This window comes from Levilactobacillus andaensis (genome assembly GCF_016861695.1).
Classification (GTDB): Bacteria; Bacillota; Bacilli; order Lactobacillales; family Lactobacillaceae; genus Levilactobacillus; species Levilactobacillus andaensis.
Window position 1 is genome coordinate 1 of sequence record NZ_BOLP01000021.1, and the last position, 15,753, is coordinate 15,753.

The following is a 15,753-nucleotide window of genomic DNA, read 5'->3' on the forward strand; positions in this document are numbered from 1 at the left end:
CCCATTAAGTACAAACTCCGGTGCTACAGGGTTTGCGGGGTCTGTCCCCATTGGATACATATTCCGTGCGGGTGATAAATAGAGAATCACTGAAATACTAAAAGAGCTAAAAATGCTGATAATCCGGCGTTCCTGGCTCTTTTCTTTTTGCCTCAAAAGCATTCAAATGCAAATCATTCTTCGCAAGTTCTTCGCAAAACTCGGATTCGGTAAAAACATGCGAAGAATTGCGAAGAATTTGACTACTCATCGTCGTAAAATCCCTTGTCTAAGAAGGCCAGAGCGTCTTGGTTGCTAATTCCATTAGCCTTTTCGATGAAATGCACGTAGGTATTTATGGTTGTCTCCAATTTTAAATGACGTAGACGATGCTGAATGTAGGGAAGCGATACTTTTTCCAGAATTAAAACGCTGGCGTGGGTGTGGCGCATTGCGTGGGAGGTCACTTCTTTAATCCCTAATCGTCGGCAAATGATTTTGAGTTGCTCGTTGGCCGTTCCGTTTTGGATGATGGTTCCATGATCGGACCAGAACACTAAGTTAAGCGGATTGGGTATGCGGTGGTCCTCAAGCCACTCTTTTTGTTGCTGATGATAGCCTCTAAGGAACTGACAGTATTTCTGCCCAATCGTGATATCACCATCAGCCTTGCCGCCGCCCTTAGTTTTGGTGAAGTTCTGGTTAGCAGCGTCCCACTGCTGATTGATGTGGACAATGCCTCTTTTTAAATTGATGTTGTTCCAGGTCATGCCAGCACATTCTTCGAAGCGGGTGCCAGTTTCCAATTGAAACAGCATCATTTCCTGTGTCATTCGATGGTAGGTAGCATTTTTAATGAGATAGCCCCGGAACTTCGTATACTCTTCGTAGCTCAATACTTTTTCAGATTCAGGCTTAGGGTCCGATCCCGTAACTTTAGCCTTATAAGCGAAGTCGCGATGGATAATTCCATCAGCAACGGCGTCACGAATAGCAGAGTGAACTTGCCGGTGCAATTTTTGACCTGTAGCTAGGGAGTGGGACTTTCCAAAATCATTTAAAAATTTCTGATAGTCAGCGCGTTTGATGCTCACGATTTTGGTGTCGTCGAACCATTCCTTCACATGATTTAAATTACCCATATAAATGTCGTGTGTGTGGCGTTTAACACCGTCGGTCTTGTAAGTCCTAATCCAGTCTTCAAAGTAGCGTGAGAGCGTAGTATTGGACTTTGAGAGGTCGCTTCCCTTGTTAAGTGAGTCTAGGGTTTCTGCTTCCCAGTCACGAGCCTCAGTTTTACGTGCAAAGTTTTTAACTTTCTGACGATATCCAGTCTTACTAGTAGGGTCTTTGTACGATACGCGGGCTTCCCACTTACCGTTTTCTCGCTTGTTGATGCTCATAGGAGTTCCTTCTTTCAATTAATTTTGGCAACATCAATGCTTGCATTTTACAAACATACGTTCTGCCTGTGGCCTAAAGAAAAGCCCGGTAAGGGGCAATTTGGGAATACATGATGCAATTAACGTCCAAGTTCTTCTACATAATTTTCACGATTGGAGTAGAGAACCGGCCTGATACCGTTGTTTTCAAATAGATTGATAATATCCGGATTAACTTTACGAATTGTATCTTTTTTCTGATTGTAATCGTTTATAAATACGTAAAAATCACTTGGATCTTCCAAAACTGGCTTTGTTTGCTCCACATCAGCCAAAATTGATTTAGCAAACATTGGATTATTAGGAGCAGAGAGGGTTTTTACCAGCTTCATCGGTATTTTATTTATACCAGGTATAGAAAATTCATATTTGTGAGTGAGACCACTGGCTCCTATATATGCCATATTTTTATTTGCACGAATGTTATGGGACGAGAAGAAGGCTGATACATCCTCGAAAAAGATGCCACCTACACTTGTGGATGCCAATATGAACATGTCATTAACAAAAAGAATAGCTTGCAGTAAGCGGTGCTTACTTTCGGGGAATTTATCAATTGTGGTGTTTATATATAGCTCATCATCACCGTAGCTGACGCCGTAGGCTTTAATCTGCTGATCGAGTATTTTTTTTCGCTTTGCAGATCGGGAAATAGAAACACCCTTGCCTTCTAAGTTGTCTGTAGTCCACCCATCATCTGTGAGAGTGATTTTCCCATTGCCTTTTTGGACAACATACATTGTGATTTCGTCCGAATCATTATCCAAAAAAGGCTCATCTATTCTTGTTATTTTAGAGTTAATATCTTTAAATGAAGTATTTTCCTGAATCCATTTGTAATACTGATCGCTCAAAGCTTTTCCGTCTATCATTGACATCCACCTCCTTCATAGTTTCATTTTACATCATTAGCTCTTTATATTAACGTATTTAAAAAACTTGTCCATAGATTTAGCCAGATCATCACTTTTATTAAATGGGGTTTGATCAAGCGGGTAAGCATAGTCAAGTACTTCTCCATTATGCAGTTTATAGATATGGATATGGTTGCCGCTTACATTTCCATCATAATTGTGGTGAACAGATCCATGGATACATAGACGCACTAAATGGATGTTATTTGATAAAAAGCGAATGTGCATACTGTATTTTGACTCAAGTGATCCTCGATAAATATGTAGCTTGTAGGTAATACCATTTATATTATCTGACAAATTCTCTTCCTGCTTGTATTTACCAAAGGCAGGTGCATTAAACGCAGGGTGATCTAGGAACTCTTTAATCTCGCTTATAAGCTGGCTCACTTCACTGTCAGTTAGTTTATCAGGGTCCATTTTCTATCCTCCAATACTTAAATCCGTGTTAGAATGCTTCACCCCGGAATCGGACCGAGGGGAGTCACCAGACTGAAGCTAATTGCCGACGTAGGAACATTATGGAATAAAGTGTTACTGCTACATGTGAGTCCTAAAGAACTCATGAGCGATACGATAGATTAACGTTTCAATATTTATTGGACTACCGTTAAATCCGGAATCTCGACGGCTTACTTCAAAGTTTTTGTAAGCATCAGCACTGAAGGTGTGTGTAAAGCTATCAGATTTGTTTCCCTTATCCCAAGTGTAGTTGATAGTCATGGTAATAGGTACTTTGCGAGCACGCTCAGGCCCAGTGCCATTCGCATTAACTTCTGCTAACGAAATGAACTTTTGACTTGGAGCAATAAAATATCCGTTCATATCGTTGAATATGGGTTGTTGATTTTGAGAATTTTTCCACGTTTCAGAAAAAACGATGCTAGTGATTATGGCACCAGATTTGCCAAAATTTTTGACTACAAGATATTCCCGTAAGTTTGAATCAAGCCATTCCCAGTTTAAGTAAGCTGCAACACTAGGTCGATTAGCACTTTCAATCGATCTTTTTGTTGTATTTAAAGAGCGAATAGAAATGATTATTGCAACAATAGAAGTTATTGCAGTGATGATACTAGTTATTAGCTGTATCCAATCCTTCATAGTCAATAAACTCATATCCTTTGAAGAGAAATTAAAGTAATCGGTTGGTCTTAAGCTACTGTATAAAATCAACGATAATATCTGACTCTAGCGTGTGGTCATTTAGCTTAACGGTCTTAGTGAGACCGCCGCCAAGAACGGTAATATTACTGCCTTCAGAGATATGGTGCGAGTGCATATCCTCAACTTCAATCTCCGTAACGGTAGCAACCGAATTATCGGCATTGCTTAAGACAACGTAATCCATAGTGTCATTATCAGATTCACGTTGGATATATGTAACGTTTCCGGTAACCTTGATGAGTTTCTGGTCGTATTTGTCGGGATTTCCGGTGAAATCTTCAAGGCTTACACGCTTATATTTGGATTGGTACTTATCTTGGGAAGTGCTATTTTTATCAGATTCAGCTTTTCCAATTTGGTCTGATGAACTTGCTTTTGTATTTTTAGTATCTTCTTCAAGCTCTTTATCAGCTAATTTTTGGGCTCTTTTTACAAGGACCAGTAGCTTATCTTTTTGAGGTGAAGAAGGAAGAGTGTCTACTTCTTCCCATACGTCGCTAACTGACTTAGAATCCATCTCTTCGTTGAGCTCAGTGTGTTTGGAATTAGAGAATAGGTTGTAGACAGATTCTTGTATGCTATCAAGATCATCACGTCTCTCATAAGCACTGGAAGCATTTATGATTGCTACGGTGTCAGAATATTTTTTATGATTCAGTGTAGAAGTTATTGAAACATCAGCTTCTTTTTGATACGTGCCTAAAGAAACATTGAAATTAAAAGTTCCATTCTTGTTTGTACTAACGCTACCGTGTTTTTGAACAGAGTTATTCTTGTATTTGTAGTTGATGATAGAGTTAGCACCAGCTTTACCTGATAAGTGATAATTCCCCTTAGAGTCAGTTTTTAAGTTGCCCTTTTCCATTCCATTTATAGTGAATTTGGGAGATGAATTCCCACAACCAGTCAGCAGGAGTGTCAGAGCGATTGCGCTTGTTAATACAATATTTTTGTTCAATTTAATCCTCCTAGTGAATTTTTGCGATATTCAAGCGTAACCAAAGGCTAGTACTTGATGATGTCATAGGGTAGACCATACTGCCTAGCTAAATCTTCATATGAACTTGGAAGGCAATCATTGTCTTCAATGTAGAGTAGTCCCATGAGAGCCGCTGAAAACTCATCAGCCTCTGTTTCCAATTGACCATGGGCGCGTGTACTGCTGGTGTAGTATCCGACTAATCCTTCCTGTAGGATTACATGGCCGAGTTCATGCCCCATGACAAAGTACTGATATGGTCTATGCTTAATGTCTTCGTTGAGCATAATAATGGGACGTTTCCCAAAGTAAATTGTTTTCCCGAGGGGCAACTCATCGAAGTAGCACCATTCGACTTGAATATTTAGTTTTTCAGCAATAATAAACGGATTGGCGGTGTGGTAACGGTTAGTCACTGTCTTCACGACGTTACTTATCTTCAAAAGGACACCTACTTTTTCTCTTTTTTCTTTTCTTTCCAGAATATCGCTGCCATTGCAGCTTGAACTTGTGCATCTTGTATCTCCGTTAAGTTGACACCGCCGAATGTCATGGATCCTGCGTTTGCTTCGAGAAATTTTTTTAAATCATTTGTATCCTGTTTAGTTGCCCAAGCAGGGGTACTGTTTTTTCCAAGTAAGTAATCAGTGGTTACTCCATACAGGGAAGCAATCTGCTTTAACATGCTTGAATCTGGTTCATTAGTTCCGTATTCATAATTAGCATAGCGTTGCATACTACTTAGACCCAAACGTCGAGCAACCTCTGTCTTTGACCAATTATTGTTTTCGCGGAGATTGATTAACCGCTTAGTGAAGTCATTTTGCTTCTTTTCTGGCATAGATTTAACCTCCTGTTAAACGTATTATATAATGTTTAAACAATATGTTTATGTTTTTAAACAATAAATTTACCTTTGCTATTGACTTAAATGATTCGTTTAAGTATACTGAATTCATAGGTTAAATGATTCATTTATAAAAAAAGGGGGGTGACTTGATGTTTGTTAAATCTAATGCACTTGAACTGCTTCAAGAGCGAAGGAAAGAATTAGGACTTTCTGGAGCTGAAGTCTCAAGGAGAATGGGACTGAAGACCACACAACACTATTGGAACATTGAAAATGGAAAAAATCGTTTAACTTTGGAATATGCGTTTCTTGCTGCTGATGCACTAAACGTTCCAATTACGTTTTTTTGTCAAAAAGTTAAAGAGAAAATTTAGTATATAGAAGGTGATTCGATGATACGCGAACAAAAGATTGAAATTGTGGCCGGCATGTCTGGCTTGTCTGTCGCAACCGTCAAGCTGATTGCTGAAACTGATAGTGATCAGTTGGAAAAGATGATTGTAGACCTAGGACAACGCTTCGGCTTCCAAGCTGCTAACGCCGCGTCCTCATGGTTCTAATATACGGCTACTCATTGGAAAACGCTGATATATCCTTTCCAGATAGTCGATAAGGAGTTGAAAAGATGAAGATTGATAATAAATTTGCAGAACAATTAACGCTTGCGCTTGATGATCCTAAATCGGCTAGTCAGGAAGCAATTGCACAACTTCTTTTCATGTCCGCAGGTCAACTGAGCCGCATCAAAAATGCGACCAGGGCTACAGACAAATCTATAAGAGTTGGTCTTGCTCATGTTCTGCATGATGTTTTCTTGGCGTTTTCAGGAGCGCGTAACGATTATGGCTTGCTTTCTTTCTTGAAGGACACCACGAAACATGATGACGTGATTACTTCACTCTTCCGACAGAAGAAAGAAGAAAACGACCGTCGGGCATTAGAAGAATCGTTTGATGAGGCGATGACGACTAAGAAGGAGCTTCGATCCCCACAGCAAATCCTACTCATCAATGATTATTTCCGTGAGTATGCAGAAGAAATCATGGCTGAGCACACGGATATCGCGAAGAAGGCTGAGTACGCTGGCATTAACGTACAAGATGTTTTCGACAAAGCTAACGCAAACTACGGGGGGTGAAAGCAATGGGTACATCAGAAGTGATCGTAAAGCACACCGCACCAGAAGGGTTTGTGATGATTCCAAATTCTGAGTTTGAGAAGTTTCAGAACTGGAAGTCATCTCAGCAACGTATCCGGACATGGAATCTTCGAGAATTTGCTCAGTACCGTTATGGTACTCAGAACACGCAACGCGCATCACGATACCTCTTCCGGCATCATGACGATCTCAGCCTAGCGAGTGGTGGATTCATTGACTACAACGCTACGCATAACGGTTGGCGAATTCCGGTGGGGCCGATGATTGACTACTTAGAAGCACACAAGGAGGCGTAAGCATGGTTATCAACACAATGGCACAGTTCCTGTATTACTACGCTGGCATGGCCTTTATCTGGCTAGGAGGAATTGCAGGGCTTGTCTACTTAGGCTACAAGCTCAACCAAGACGTTCAGTCAAAAGGTGGCTGGAAGGCTTGGAAGCGCGATTGGTTTGGAACGGAGGACTACAAATGATTTTACGGCATAAAAAAGGAGCCCTGACCTGGCCGTCAGAGCTCGAAGATAAGTTGCAAATCTCAAAATTATTCAGCTCTAATTCTACTCTGAAAGCGGGGCGTTGGCAATGGCTTTAGATGAACTATCAGTTGAGTACCATCAACTTTACGCTTTACAGAAGGCTGTCAGCGTGGCTGAACCCGAGATGTTGGATACAAATAACGATCCTTTGCTGGTGAACAGCCGCTACTGGGTCGTCAACGGTGGTGGGGATGACGTGCTCATCTACAACGACCGCAACGACATCGATAACTACCTTGAGAACTTCAAAGATAGTGGATATGACGACTTCGACAATGCCAAGAAGGCACTTCACAAGTATTGCCCAGAGGCGGCACTGGTCGTCTACTGCGGACACAATCGCTTTAAGGGGGTATCAGCATGGATGCAGTAAAGAGCACGCCGAGTGTCAAAGAACTGTTCGAGCGTCAGGAACTTCTCAAAGATTCAATCGGCTACAAAGTGACCAAGTTCAAAGAGGAGATTGGCTACAAAAATGCCGAGGCGGCATTCGTTCAAAAGAAGACGCTGGTGACTGATTACGAGGCCCGTCTTAAAGATGAAGCCAAGCAAGCTTACGGTGACTTTACTGCCGCGATGGCAGGCTATGAGTCACTAGATGGTATCGATCGAGTTCGTAAGGATCCGGCGAAGAAAAATAATTGGGTGCTGACGAAAAACTTAACCCCAGCTAAGCTCATGGCGTCCTTGCCTGATGATTCAATTCTGCAAGACGCCATCAAGACTAAGCGTGAATTTAATGAATCACTGGTCAAACAAATGCTGGCGGACGGCGAACTGATTGCGGGTAACGGGCACGTCACAGATAGTGATGGTCAAATTCTTGATGAGTTCATTAGTGCAGAGCTTAAGCCAGACGATTTTAAGGAGGCAAAATAATGAGTAATGAATCTAATACCGCTGTTGCGGTACCTAAAGAAGACAGTGGCATGTCACTGATTGCTAATGCAGATATGAATAAGATGGCTTCACAACTCCAAGCCATCTCTAATTTTCAGGTAATGGTTGAAAAGAATTTAAATAGTGGTCAAGACTTCGGGGTTATCCCGGGTACTGGTAAGCCTACGCTTCTCAAGCCGGGTGCTGAAAAGATTCAAATGCTGATGGGTGTCACTAGTGAGTATGAGGTGACCAACAAAATTGAAGACTACGAGAAGGGATTCTTTGCCTACACCATCCGCTGCACGCTGTCTAAAGGCGGTACAAAAATTACAGAGGGACTTGGGTCTGCGAACACCAAAGAGAAGCGCTACCGCAATCAAGATGTCTTCATGATCGTCAATACGGTGCTCAAAATGGCTAAGAAACGGGCGCAAGTCGATGCAACGCTTACGATTGCTAGCCTGTCTAACGTCTTTACGCAAGATATTGAAGATATGCAGAAATTCAATCAGCGAGAAGAGACTGAAACAATGGGCGATGAAGATGCGTTAAATGTCAAAATTCCGTTCAAGAAGCACAAGGGCGAGACCATTGGTCAAATCCTGAAAACAGATCGTAGTTACATTGAGTGGATTGCTAAGAACTCTGATAACGCAAAATACAAGCATGCCGCAGAGATGGCGCTCAATCCTAAGAAGGCTAAGGCCATAGATGACGCGGCCCAAGACGTTACCGATAAGATGTCACCTAAGCCCCCTAAGCTGGCGACTAAGAACAAGCTGGACCTTATCAGTATCTTCTCAAAGAAGATTGCTGGGCAGACGAACGTGTCTGAACAGGAACCTGCCAACGAAGTCTTAGCTACAATCATTGATGGATGGAAGGGTACACAAGACGATTGGAGCAAGCTTACGGAAAAAGACGCTACTACCGCTTGCAATAGCTTGCAGAAGCTCCAAGAGGGGCTTGTAGGACAGTATGAGCAAGATAACGATCCATTCCCTAAGAAAGACGATGCTCAGAACGTCGATGACATCCAATTGCCGTTCGACTAGATATAAATTGTGGTGGGTGGGCGGCGTAAGGAGGTGGCAAATTGAATTATTTGGTTCAGATAAAGGCATTCTATGATCGGCTCGAAGTCGAACCCCTCAAATCATCGGAAATTGCTTTATGGTACGCGCTAATGTCCATAAACAATAAGACTGCATGGTCTGAAACGTTCACGGTAGCCTCATCAGTGATATGCCAGAAATCTGGAATTAAAGAAGCCAACTTCTATAAAGCACGGAACCTTCTTCAACAGAAGGGGTACATCAATTGGAAGTCTCGAACGGGTAATCAAGCTGCAATTTACCATCTCCCTAAGCTGTACGAACAACTGCCTACAAATAGTGTAGACAGTCATATAGACAATTGGGGAGACAGTAGTATAGACACCTCTATAGGCAGTAGTAGAGCATTAACTAAACTAAACAAAACTAAACAAAGAGATGAAGATGACGACGCGGTCACCCGCTCAGACGTAATCGACAAGTGGACAAGTCTATGGGGATTCCCCAACGGTATCGCTATGCCTGAACTTAACGAATGGCTTCAGCAGCTGTCACCCGACATCATCGACTATGCCATCCAGATTGCTGGAGAGCACGATGTTCAGGCTAGGGGAGCACTTAAGTATCTGCGTGCCGTCATCGAGGGGTGGCAGGAACGCAAGATTACTACGCTTGCTCAAGCTAAAAAGGCTGCTGAGGAGCATGACCAGCGCATGGCCAACAATCGCAAGCCAGCCGCCAAGCAATCGCACATCAAGGAGACCATGCCTGACTGGGCACAACGGGATAACGCACAGCAGGACAAGCCTAAGCCCCTCTCAGCGGAGAAACAGGCCGAGTTGGATGCACGGATGGCTAGGCTTAAGGAACAGCACGAACAACGAGAACAGGAGGCTACATCATGACAAACTTAAGAGATTTAATTACAGGAAGAACGAGTAAGGATGTTGCAGTCGATGCACGAGGGCTGCATGACTTTTTGGAGGTCGGTAAGGACTTCTCGAATTGGTTCAAGGATATGACTGAATATGGATTTTCTGAGGGCCAGGACTTTACGCCGATTTCGGCGAAAAGCCGTGGTGGCAGGCCCCGCATCGAATATGCCATGACGTTGGACATGGCTAAGGAGCTTGCGATGCTCCAACGTACCGACAAGGGTAAGCAGGCACGTCGGTACTTCATCGCCGCCGAGAACAAGCTACGTGATCAGGAAGTTTCCAAGCTACGGCTTCCACGGACCCCAGACGAAAAGATTCAGTTGCTGCTAGAAAACAGCGGTGAGGCCAACAAACGTATCGATACCGTTGAGGAGCGCATGGACGACTTCGAAGCAAACCAGAAGTTGGACCCAAGCGAGTACTCGGCTATCAGCCATGGCGTCACGCGGGCGGTCAATCGGTATGTCGATGATCATCGCTTAAAGCTGACACGAGATCAACGCAGTGAGCTGTACAAGGACATCAGCAACGGGCTCAACAAAGTCGTCGGGGTCCACACACGTACCCAGATTCGGGCCAAGGATTACGACACCGCGTTGAAGTTCATTGACGACTGGCAGCCGAACACGGCTACCAAGATGTTGATTCAGCAAATGGAATTGCCACTGGAGGCGTAGAAATGAAGTTTAAGCTAAAGGAAACTGCAGATCCCGGTATTTATAAGCCGGGAAATGTTATCTGGAATTCTATGTATGACTCTTATTCTATGGTAGTGCAGGGCCATGACGATGATGATATCGCTAAAATCTATTTCTTAGTTGACTTGGGTGAAGGAATTGCACTGTCTCAGCCATATTCAAGTCTACAAAAGTTGGCTGATCATTGGTGCTCTGATTACGATCACTTAATTGTCAATCCAACACTTGTTGAGGAGGGCGCTGAACGATGAGAGAGATTAAGTTTCGGGCGTGGGACCCCGTCCAGCACAAGATGCTGAAGCCGAGCTACCTTGAATTCATCGATGGAAATGCCTACTGGATTGAGGCAGGCAAAGATGATAGTCAGAACGACGGGCCTGTAGACAGTCCCGTAACTCGCCCTGTAGTCAAGGTCGGCATGGTGCTGGAGCAGTACACCGGACTTAAAGACGAAGGTGGCAAAGAAATCTGTGAAGGCGACATCGTCTCCAAAAGAAGTCTAGATTACGAGAGCGGTAAGCCATTTGGCGAGCCTCTGATCGGTGCGATTGTCTACAAACCAGACTACCTGAACGGCGGTGTACCTGAGCGTTCCATGCTATCAGAGATGATTGAGTATCAGAGGCACAGTGTTCCTCAGAGCAAACGTGTGTTAGCCCACATCGTGGTTCACGGCGAACCGGTACAAGCCGGGCGCCCACGCTTCAACAGTTACACTCATACAGCACACGACCCTAGAAAGAGCCGTGTGTACAAAGAGATGGTCAGTGGGGCGGCAGACTTGCAGTACAACGGCCCGCTCATCGAAGGCAAAGCGATTGCTGTCAAGATTGCCATCTATCGCTCAATCCAGAAGTCAGTCAGCCACAAGGAACACGATAGACGGGCCACAGGAGAGCACAGACCCATCGTAAAGCCGGACACGTCTAACTATGTCAAATTGATTGAAGACGCGCTGACAGACGTTATCTGGAAGGATGACAACCTGATTGTGAGTCTGACGGCCGACAAGTACTACTCAGACGATCCGCGGATAGAGGTCACGGTGACCGATGTTAGTTAGATTGACGAACGAGAACGACTGCCATGAGTGTCAGCTGTCATACGCACGGACACACTACTTGGACCACGTAGCGACATGGAAGATAAAAGCTGCACTTTGGCAACAGAAGAGGCCGGTCATTAATGGCTGGCGGGTGGAGGTAATCAAGAAATGAACGTTGAAAACGCGTTGCAGACCATCGCAGACGCACTAGTCCTAGACGACGAGTACCGTGACGGTAGCAATTCAGATGAGTTGAGACAGGCTACAGCGGCGTTTCAAAAGGTATGCAACTACTTTGATGATAAGGAGAATGATGATGAAATTTGAAAAAGCGTTCAAGCTGTTAAAGCATGGGGAACCTATTAAGCGAGTCGGATGGGAAAACTTCTGCCTTGCAAAATTGAACGACACAATCGCCAACATTACTTTTGAGGAACTACATGATCCTGATATTGATGCTGTTTTAGACGAACATCGAGACGAAGGAATTTCCTTAGACTCAGATGACATCATGGCAACTGATTGGGAGGAAGTATGAGTAAGCAACGGAAGCACACGAAAAAGTCCACCATGCGCAAGAAGAAGCGCCGGATGGCGGAACATGCACGGGAACATCGGTGGTATGGCACCGGCCGTCGTTTGAAAGTCTGACCACCCGTAAGTATCGGAGTGGCGTGGTCATGCGTAGCGATAGCGGTAAGACCCTTATGGTTAGGGAACATCATGTGGCAGAGGACTACTGGGGCAAGTGCCTCAGCATAGTTCAGGAGGAGTATCAAACCAGTGATGGGTTTCTGATGCGGGGGCAAGCCTTCTTTCTGGAAGAGGGACACTCAACCGCGATTCGGGTACCACTGGATGAACTGGAGGAACGGCAATGACGTGGCGTCTGTTTTGGGAGCTTCTAGCGCTGTTTGTAGTGGTAGTTGGTGCGAAGAACAAGGCCAACTGGTCATGGTACAACGGTAGGCTAGGATCGTTCATACTCTGGGCGGTCGTCATGCTCGGTGCAATTGCTGGTATGGTGATGGTGGCCAGGTAGGCACAAAAAAACATCGAGAATTGGAGGATTCCCGATGCACTCAAGTTGTAAAGAAGAATTTATTGCTTGATAAATTACTTCTTAGCTTGTGATAAAGCACTGGCAGCTACCGATTTAGCAGCTTTACCGTATCGGCCGTCACGTAAAATCTTAGAGGCTTTCCGAGCAACAGGTTTTGAAGTACGACCGCCACGTGAACCACGTTTTGCCATGTATCTCACCACCTTTATAGTGGTATCAACATGCGATAGAGAACTAGAGTTCCCACAACATGTTGTGTGTCAATAGTATCACAAATTATATAAGCCCGCAATAAGTTGTGGATATCAATTTGGAGGAATGTGTATGTGGAATAAGGTAGATGCAATTCTAAAGAAAAAAGGAATCACACCGCATCGCTTATCAAAGTTGATGGGTGATCCTAATGATTCAAATATTTATGCGTTGAAGAATGGCAAAATTAAGCGACCAAGTTTCGATTTGATGTGTAGAATTGCCAAAGCACTAGATGTCAGTTTAGACGAATTTAGGTAGCAAAAAAGGGCCGCCCGGCAGCAGCCCTCACCAAATTAAACTAACAAACTTATTGTACCACAAACGCTTATTTGATGGGGGTTGGACTGATGATGGCATTAGAGCAAACGGAACTTTTTGAGAAGTCGAACGATAAGGAAGTCATCAAGTGTGTGAAGCGGTTCTTTAACCACTACTTTATGCGATTAGTGTTGAAGTCAGGGAAAAGTCTAGCTTCTTTGCAGTCACCGAAATACGATGGTATGCCAAAGGCACCGGGGGTTAGTTCAGACCGTGACAGGGAACTTGTAGAAGCTGCAGACTATCAGGAAGTCGTTGAGTGCGTGTTGGAGGCGTTTCAGAACATGGCTGGTATAAGTTCTGGGATTGTGTGGCATTCTTTGGTCATGCATGAATCAAACAAGCATGTTGAAGATATCGTCCACTATGAACATAGCCGGTTTAGTGATCGTAAGAAGGCGGCCATTATTGAATTCTACTATGCATTCACTGGGAGGCTGGCACGACGGGGACTGCAACGCGATGACTTGAAGTTTGACGAATACCTGTATCGAAAGAAATCGGACTTTTAGCTCAAAAACACTTCAAAAGCATCGTACTTTTTACCCGGATTATGGGTGTAAATTAGTACCATCGAAAGAATCAAAAAACGCGTATAGCTTAGCTGGAAGAGCGGCGGTTTCCTAAACTACTGACGCGGGTTCGACTCCCGCTGCGCGCATTGGTACCGCCGTGAAGTTCTGGAGCATTGCTAGTGAGTCGGCGTCTAAAACCGACAAAAGCTCCTACGCCACGATACATGAGTAGCCTGATCAGCACTCTAAGGTAGGACCAAATTCTAGTAGTGGTGTGGTGGCACAAAGGCCATACCGGGCTCGCTACCCGGACACCACATTGCCTAAGTAAATAGGCATACAAACTTGCCCGGTCCCCAAACAGCCGGGTTCCTGGACCTTTAGCTCAATTGGTTAGAGCAGGCGGATCATAACCGTCCGGTCGTAGGTTCGAGTCCTACATGGTCCATTGGGTGTAAATCATAAAAAGGAGATGGACTCTCCTGCCATGAGAATGCAAGCACCCAAAATAATCTAGCGAAAAGAGGCGAAAACTCCTCTCAAAGCTAGTTTAAATTAGTCGAGGGCCGTCTGTGGTAGAGCGGCTCTTTTGCGTACATAAAAATGTTGGAGGTCTGTCAGATGGTTTGTGTGGATTTGCGTCAGGGTAACTGCTTGGAATTGATGAAGGATTTGGGAGATAAGTCGGTGGATATGATCTGCTGTGACTTGCCGTACGGGACGACTGCAAATGCTTGGGATTCGGTTATCCCGTTTGAACCACTGTGGGAGCAGTACAGCCGCGTGATTAAGGACCACGGAGCTATCGTGCTGTTTAGTCAGCTGCCGTTCGGCGCCAAACTAATCGATTCAGCGCCCAAGAGCCTCCCATTTTGACACGAGTGGATTTGGGAAAAGTCGCGGGCAACCGGATTCCTATGGGCACATCATTTGCCGTTAAAAGCTCATGAGAACATCCTGGTATTTTACAAGCATTTACCGACGTATAACCCGCAGTTCACTGCTGGCAAGCCGTATCGGTCGGTTAAGAGTGGGACGCAGACGAGTAATTATCACGTTGCTAAAGACGTCAACGTAGTTAGTCAAAGCGACGGTCGCCGTTACCCGCGTGACGTAATTCGTTTCAGCAGCATCAGCGGTAAGACGGCGCACCCAACGCAAAAGCCAACACGTCTGCTGGACTACCTGATTAAGACGTACACGGATCCGGGGGATTTGGTACTGGACAACTGCATGGGTAGCGGGTCAACGGGTGTTGCGTGTGTTAAGACAGGTCGTAGCTTCGGTGGCATGGAACTAGACCAGAATTACTTTGAAGTGGCTCAACAACGGATTAAGTGTGCACAGGAGGAGTGACAGCTATGTACCATGTAATTTATCCAACTGTCGTAAATGGCGTTATGTATGGCGGAATCTGGGGGAACGTGCATTTGAGACTATCAGCGGGGCAAGAGCGCTTAAAGCTAAAGCACCGGTCAACAGGAGAGCTCAAAGCAAATAGTTTGCTCGGAAAAATCCGGTTGTATGTGGCAGAAAAGGAGTTGATGATCCATGATGCCTGAAGGATTGGAAGACTTTGATTTTGATGATGTCCACGTATTCATCAATGGCAAAGATCTCGGCAAGATAGGTAGGCTTCCAAGAATGCCAATTTATTTAGGTGGGAACCGTGCATGGCGCCGTTCTAAGGAACGCAATCCCCGTGATCATGCCAAGTTTTATCGTAAGGACCAGATTCGACCGTGGATTAGTTAGAAGGAGGGATGCCCAATGCGGCGTCAAAATGTTGAAGAGCTGATTGCAGGGCTCACGGCGTTCGTCGTGGGTATCCTTATCGCGTGGATGGCGAGCGTATGGTAAGACGTAAGCAAACACCCATGTACTGGCAAAACGGCTCATATGGTAGCAAAATCGACCATATTACGGAACGAGATTTAATGCCATGGTCGGAACGAG

The 15,753-nt window shown here is 44.6% G+C and carries 29 protein-coding genes and 2 tRNA genes; 22 read left to right on the forward strand and 9 right to left on the reverse strand.

What is annotated here, in order from left to right; translation table 11 throughout:
* Positions 1 to 106 precede the first annotated feature (106 nt).
* The 8 genes from JUF10_RS12680 to JUF10_RS12715 all read right to left on the reverse strand — a co-directional run bounded on the left by JUF10_RS12680 (position 107) and on the right by JUF10_RS12715 (position 5,322).
* The gene (locus JUF10_RS12680) at positions 107 to 250 is read right to left on the reverse strand and encodes a hypothetical protein (RefSeq protein ID WP_203642892.1); all 144 of its coding nucleotides are present in this window, start codon (positions 248 to 250) and stop codon (positions 107 to 109) included.
* Positions 243 to 1,400 carry a site-specific integrase gene (locus tag JUF10_RS12685; RefSeq protein ID WP_236008239.1) on the reverse strand — a complete coding sequence of 386 codons (1,158 nt, stop codon included), beginning with the start codon at positions 1,398 to 1,400 and terminating at the stop codon, positions 243 to 245. The genes JUF10_RS12680 and JUF10_RS12685 overlap by 8 nt, the downstream gene beginning before the upstream one ends.
* Before the next feature lie 101 nt (positions 1,401 to 1,501).
* Positions 1,502 to 2,293 (reverse strand): DUF1828 domain-containing protein, encoded by a 792-nt coding sequence (locus JUF10_RS12690; RefSeq protein ID WP_236008241.1) that lies wholly within the window; start codon positions 2,291 to 2,293, stop codon positions 1,502 to 1,504.
* Positions 2,294 to 2,329: 36 nt separating this feature from the next.
* Positions 2,330 to 2,755: a DUF6978 family protein gene (locus JUF10_RS12695; RefSeq protein ID WP_203642894.1), complete on the reverse strand. Its 426-nt coding sequence runs from the start codon at positions 2,753 to 2,755 to the stop codon at positions 2,330 to 2,332.
* 120 nt (positions 2,756 to 2,875) lie between these two features.
* Positions 2,876 to 3,439: a DUF8453 domain-containing protein gene (locus tag JUF10_RS12700; RefSeq protein ID WP_203642895.1), complete on the reverse strand. Its 564-nt coding sequence runs from the start codon at positions 3,437 to 3,439 to the stop codon at positions 2,876 to 2,878.
* Between the two features lie 55 nt (positions 3,440 to 3,494).
* The gene (locus tag JUF10_RS12705; protein ID WP_203642896.1) at positions 3,495 to 4,460 is read right to left on the reverse strand and encodes a toxin Cry1Ac domain D-VI-related protein; all 966 of its coding nucleotides are present in this window, start codon (positions 4,458 to 4,460) and stop codon (positions 3,495 to 3,497) included.
* Positions 4,461 to 4,507: 47 nt separating this feature from the next.
* Positions 4,508 to 4,924, reverse strand: a complete 417-nt coding sequence (locus tag JUF10_RS12710; RefSeq protein WP_236008243.1) for an ImmA/IrrE family metallo-endopeptidase — start codon at positions 4,922 to 4,924, stop codon at positions 4,508 to 4,510.
* 8 nt (positions 4,925 to 4,932) lie between these two features.
* Complete coding sequence (locus tag JUF10_RS12715; protein ID WP_203642897.1) at positions 4,933 to 5,322, reverse strand: helix-turn-helix domain-containing protein; 390 nt, start codon at positions 5,320 to 5,322, stop codon at positions 4,933 to 4,935.
* 158 nt (positions 5,323 to 5,480) lie between these two features.
* Here JUF10_RS12715 and JUF10_RS12720 point away from each other — a divergent pair, with 158 nt between their 5' ends.
* The 15 genes from JUF10_RS12720 (at position 5,481) to JUF10_RS12790 (ending at position 12,527) form a co-directional block, all read left to right on the forward strand.
* Positions 5,481 to 5,705, forward strand: a complete 225-nt coding sequence (locus JUF10_RS12720; RefSeq protein ID WP_203642898.1) for a helix-turn-helix domain-containing protein — start codon at positions 5,481 to 5,483, stop codon at positions 5,703 to 5,705.
* 18 nt (positions 5,706 to 5,723) lie between these two features.
* Entirely contained in the window at positions 5,724 to 5,891 is a 168-nt protein-coding gene (locus JUF10_RS12725; protein ID WP_203642899.1) for a hypothetical protein, read from the forward strand.
* Between the two features lie 65 nt (positions 5,892 to 5,956).
* Positions 5,957 to 6,469, forward strand: a complete 513-nt coding sequence (locus JUF10_RS12730; RefSeq protein WP_236008245.1) for a transcriptional regulator — start codon at positions 5,957 to 5,959, stop codon at positions 6,467 to 6,469.
* A 5-nt stretch (positions 6,470 to 6,474) separates the two neighbouring features.
* Entirely contained in the window at positions 6,475 to 6,786 is a 312-nt protein-coding gene (locus tag JUF10_RS12735; protein WP_203642901.1) for a DUF771 domain-containing protein, read from the forward strand.
* Positions 6,787 to 6,788: 2 nt separating this feature from the next.
* Positions 6,789 to 6,965: a hypothetical protein gene (locus JUF10_RS12740; protein WP_203642903.1), complete on the forward strand. Its 177-nt coding sequence runs from the start codon at positions 6,789 to 6,791 to the stop codon at positions 6,963 to 6,965.
* Positions 6,966 to 7,074: 109 nt separating this feature from the next.
* Positions 7,075 to 7,401: a hypothetical protein gene (locus JUF10_RS12745; RefSeq protein WP_203642905.1), complete on the forward strand. Its 327-nt coding sequence runs from the start codon at positions 7,075 to 7,077 to the stop codon at positions 7,399 to 7,401.
* Positions 7,389 to 7,907, forward strand: coding sequence for a hypothetical protein (locus JUF10_RS12750; RefSeq protein WP_203642907.1), 519 nt, complete (start codon positions 7,389 to 7,391; stop codon positions 7,905 to 7,907). The genes JUF10_RS12745 and JUF10_RS12750 overlap by 13 nt, the downstream gene beginning before the upstream one ends.
* Positions 7,907 to 8,965, forward strand: coding sequence for an exodeoxyribonuclease X C-terminal domain-containing protein (locus tag JUF10_RS12755; RefSeq protein ID WP_203642909.1), 1,059 nt, complete (start codon positions 7,907 to 7,909; stop codon positions 8,963 to 8,965). Before JUF10_RS12750 ends, JUF10_RS12755 begins: the two co-directional genes overlap by 1 nt.
* Positions 8,966 to 9,096: 131 nt before the next feature.
* Entirely contained in the window at positions 9,097 to 9,870 is a 774-nt protein-coding gene (locus JUF10_RS14215; protein ID WP_268911975.1) for a DnaD domain protein, read from the forward strand.
* Positions 9,867 to 10,580 carry an antA/AntB antirepressor family protein gene (locus JUF10_RS12765; protein WP_203642922.1) on the forward strand — a complete coding sequence of 238 codons (714 nt, stop codon included), beginning with the start codon at positions 9,867 to 9,869 and terminating at the stop codon, positions 10,578 to 10,580. The genes JUF10_RS14215 and JUF10_RS12765 overlap by 4 nt, the downstream gene beginning before the upstream one ends.
* A 2-nt stretch (positions 10,581 to 10,582) precedes the next feature.
* On the forward strand, positions 10,583 to 10,852 hold the full coding sequence (locus tag JUF10_RS12770; RefSeq protein WP_203642923.1) for a hypothetical protein: 270 nt from the start codon (positions 10,583 to 10,585) through the stop codon (positions 10,850 to 10,852).
* The gene (locus JUF10_RS12775) at positions 10,849 to 11,664 is read left to right on the forward strand and encodes a YopX family protein (RefSeq protein ID WP_203642929.1); all 816 of its coding nucleotides are present in this window, start codon (positions 10,849 to 10,851) and stop codon (positions 11,662 to 11,664) included. The genes JUF10_RS12770 and JUF10_RS12775 overlap by 4 nt, the downstream gene beginning before the upstream one ends.
* A 150-nt stretch (positions 11,665 to 11,814) precedes the next feature.
* On the forward strand, positions 11,815 to 11,973 hold the full coding sequence (locus JUF10_RS12780; protein WP_203642930.1) for a hypothetical protein: 159 nt from the start codon (positions 11,815 to 11,817) through the stop codon (positions 11,971 to 11,973).
* The gene (locus JUF10_RS12785) at positions 11,963 to 12,184 is read left to right on the forward strand and encodes a Thoeris anti-defense Tad2 family protein (protein WP_203642931.1); all 222 of its coding nucleotides are present in this window, start codon (positions 11,963 to 11,965) and stop codon (positions 12,182 to 12,184) included. Before JUF10_RS12780 ends, JUF10_RS12785 begins: the two co-directional genes overlap by 11 nt.
* A gap of 142 nt (positions 12,185 to 12,326) precedes the next feature.
* Positions 12,327 to 12,527 carry a hypothetical protein gene (locus JUF10_RS12790; protein ID WP_203642932.1) on the forward strand — a complete coding sequence of 67 codons (201 nt, stop codon included), beginning with the start codon at positions 12,327 to 12,329 and terminating at the stop codon, positions 12,525 to 12,527.
* Between the two features lie 235 nt (positions 12,528 to 12,762).
* Here JUF10_RS12790 and JUF10_RS12795 read toward each other — a convergent pair whose 3' ends face one another.
* Positions 12,763 to 12,900, reverse strand: coding sequence for a hypothetical protein (locus tag JUF10_RS12795; protein WP_203642933.1), 138 nt, complete (start codon positions 12,898 to 12,900; stop codon positions 12,763 to 12,765).
* A gap of 133 nt (positions 12,901 to 13,033) precedes the next feature.
* Here JUF10_RS12795 and JUF10_RS12800 point away from each other — a divergent pair, with 133 nt between their 5' ends.
* The 7 genes from JUF10_RS12800 (at position 13,034) to JUF10_RS12825 (ending at position 15,552) form a co-directional block, all read left to right on the forward strand.
* Complete coding sequence (locus tag JUF10_RS12800; protein WP_203642934.1) at positions 13,034 to 13,222, forward strand: helix-turn-helix domain-containing protein; 189 nt, start codon at positions 13,034 to 13,036, stop codon at positions 13,220 to 13,222.
* An 89-nt stretch (positions 13,223 to 13,311) separates the two neighbouring features.
* Positions 13,312 to 13,794, forward strand: coding sequence for an ArpU family phage packaging/lysis transcriptional regulator (locus JUF10_RS12805; RefSeq protein WP_203642935.1), 483 nt, complete (start codon positions 13,312 to 13,314; stop codon positions 13,792 to 13,794).
* Positions 13,795 to 13,872: 78 nt separating this feature from the next.
* Positions 13,873 to 13,943: transfer RNA gene (locus JUF10_RS12810), tRNA-Arg, on the forward strand.
* Positions 13,944 to 14,171: 228 nt separating this feature from the next.
* Positions 14,172 to 14,245: transfer RNA gene (locus JUF10_RS12815), tRNA-Ile, on the forward strand.
* 173 nt (positions 14,246 to 14,418) lie between these two features.
* A complete protein-coding gene (locus JUF10_RS14155; RefSeq protein ID WP_236008249.1) occupies positions 14,419 to 14,673 on the forward strand; it encodes a hypothetical protein in 255 nt (84 codons plus the stop codon).
* Positions 14,674 to 14,682: 9 nt separating this feature from the next.
* Positions 14,683 to 15,153, forward strand: coding sequence for a DNA-methyltransferase (locus JUF10_RS14160; protein ID WP_373301355.1), 471 nt, complete (start codon positions 14,683 to 14,685; stop codon positions 15,151 to 15,153).
* A gap of 195 nt (positions 15,154 to 15,348) precedes the next feature.
* Positions 15,349 to 15,552, forward strand: coding sequence for a hypothetical protein (locus JUF10_RS12825; RefSeq protein ID WP_203642937.1), 204 nt, complete (start codon positions 15,349 to 15,351; stop codon positions 15,550 to 15,552).
* Positions 15,553 to 15,753 lie beyond the last annotated feature (201 nt).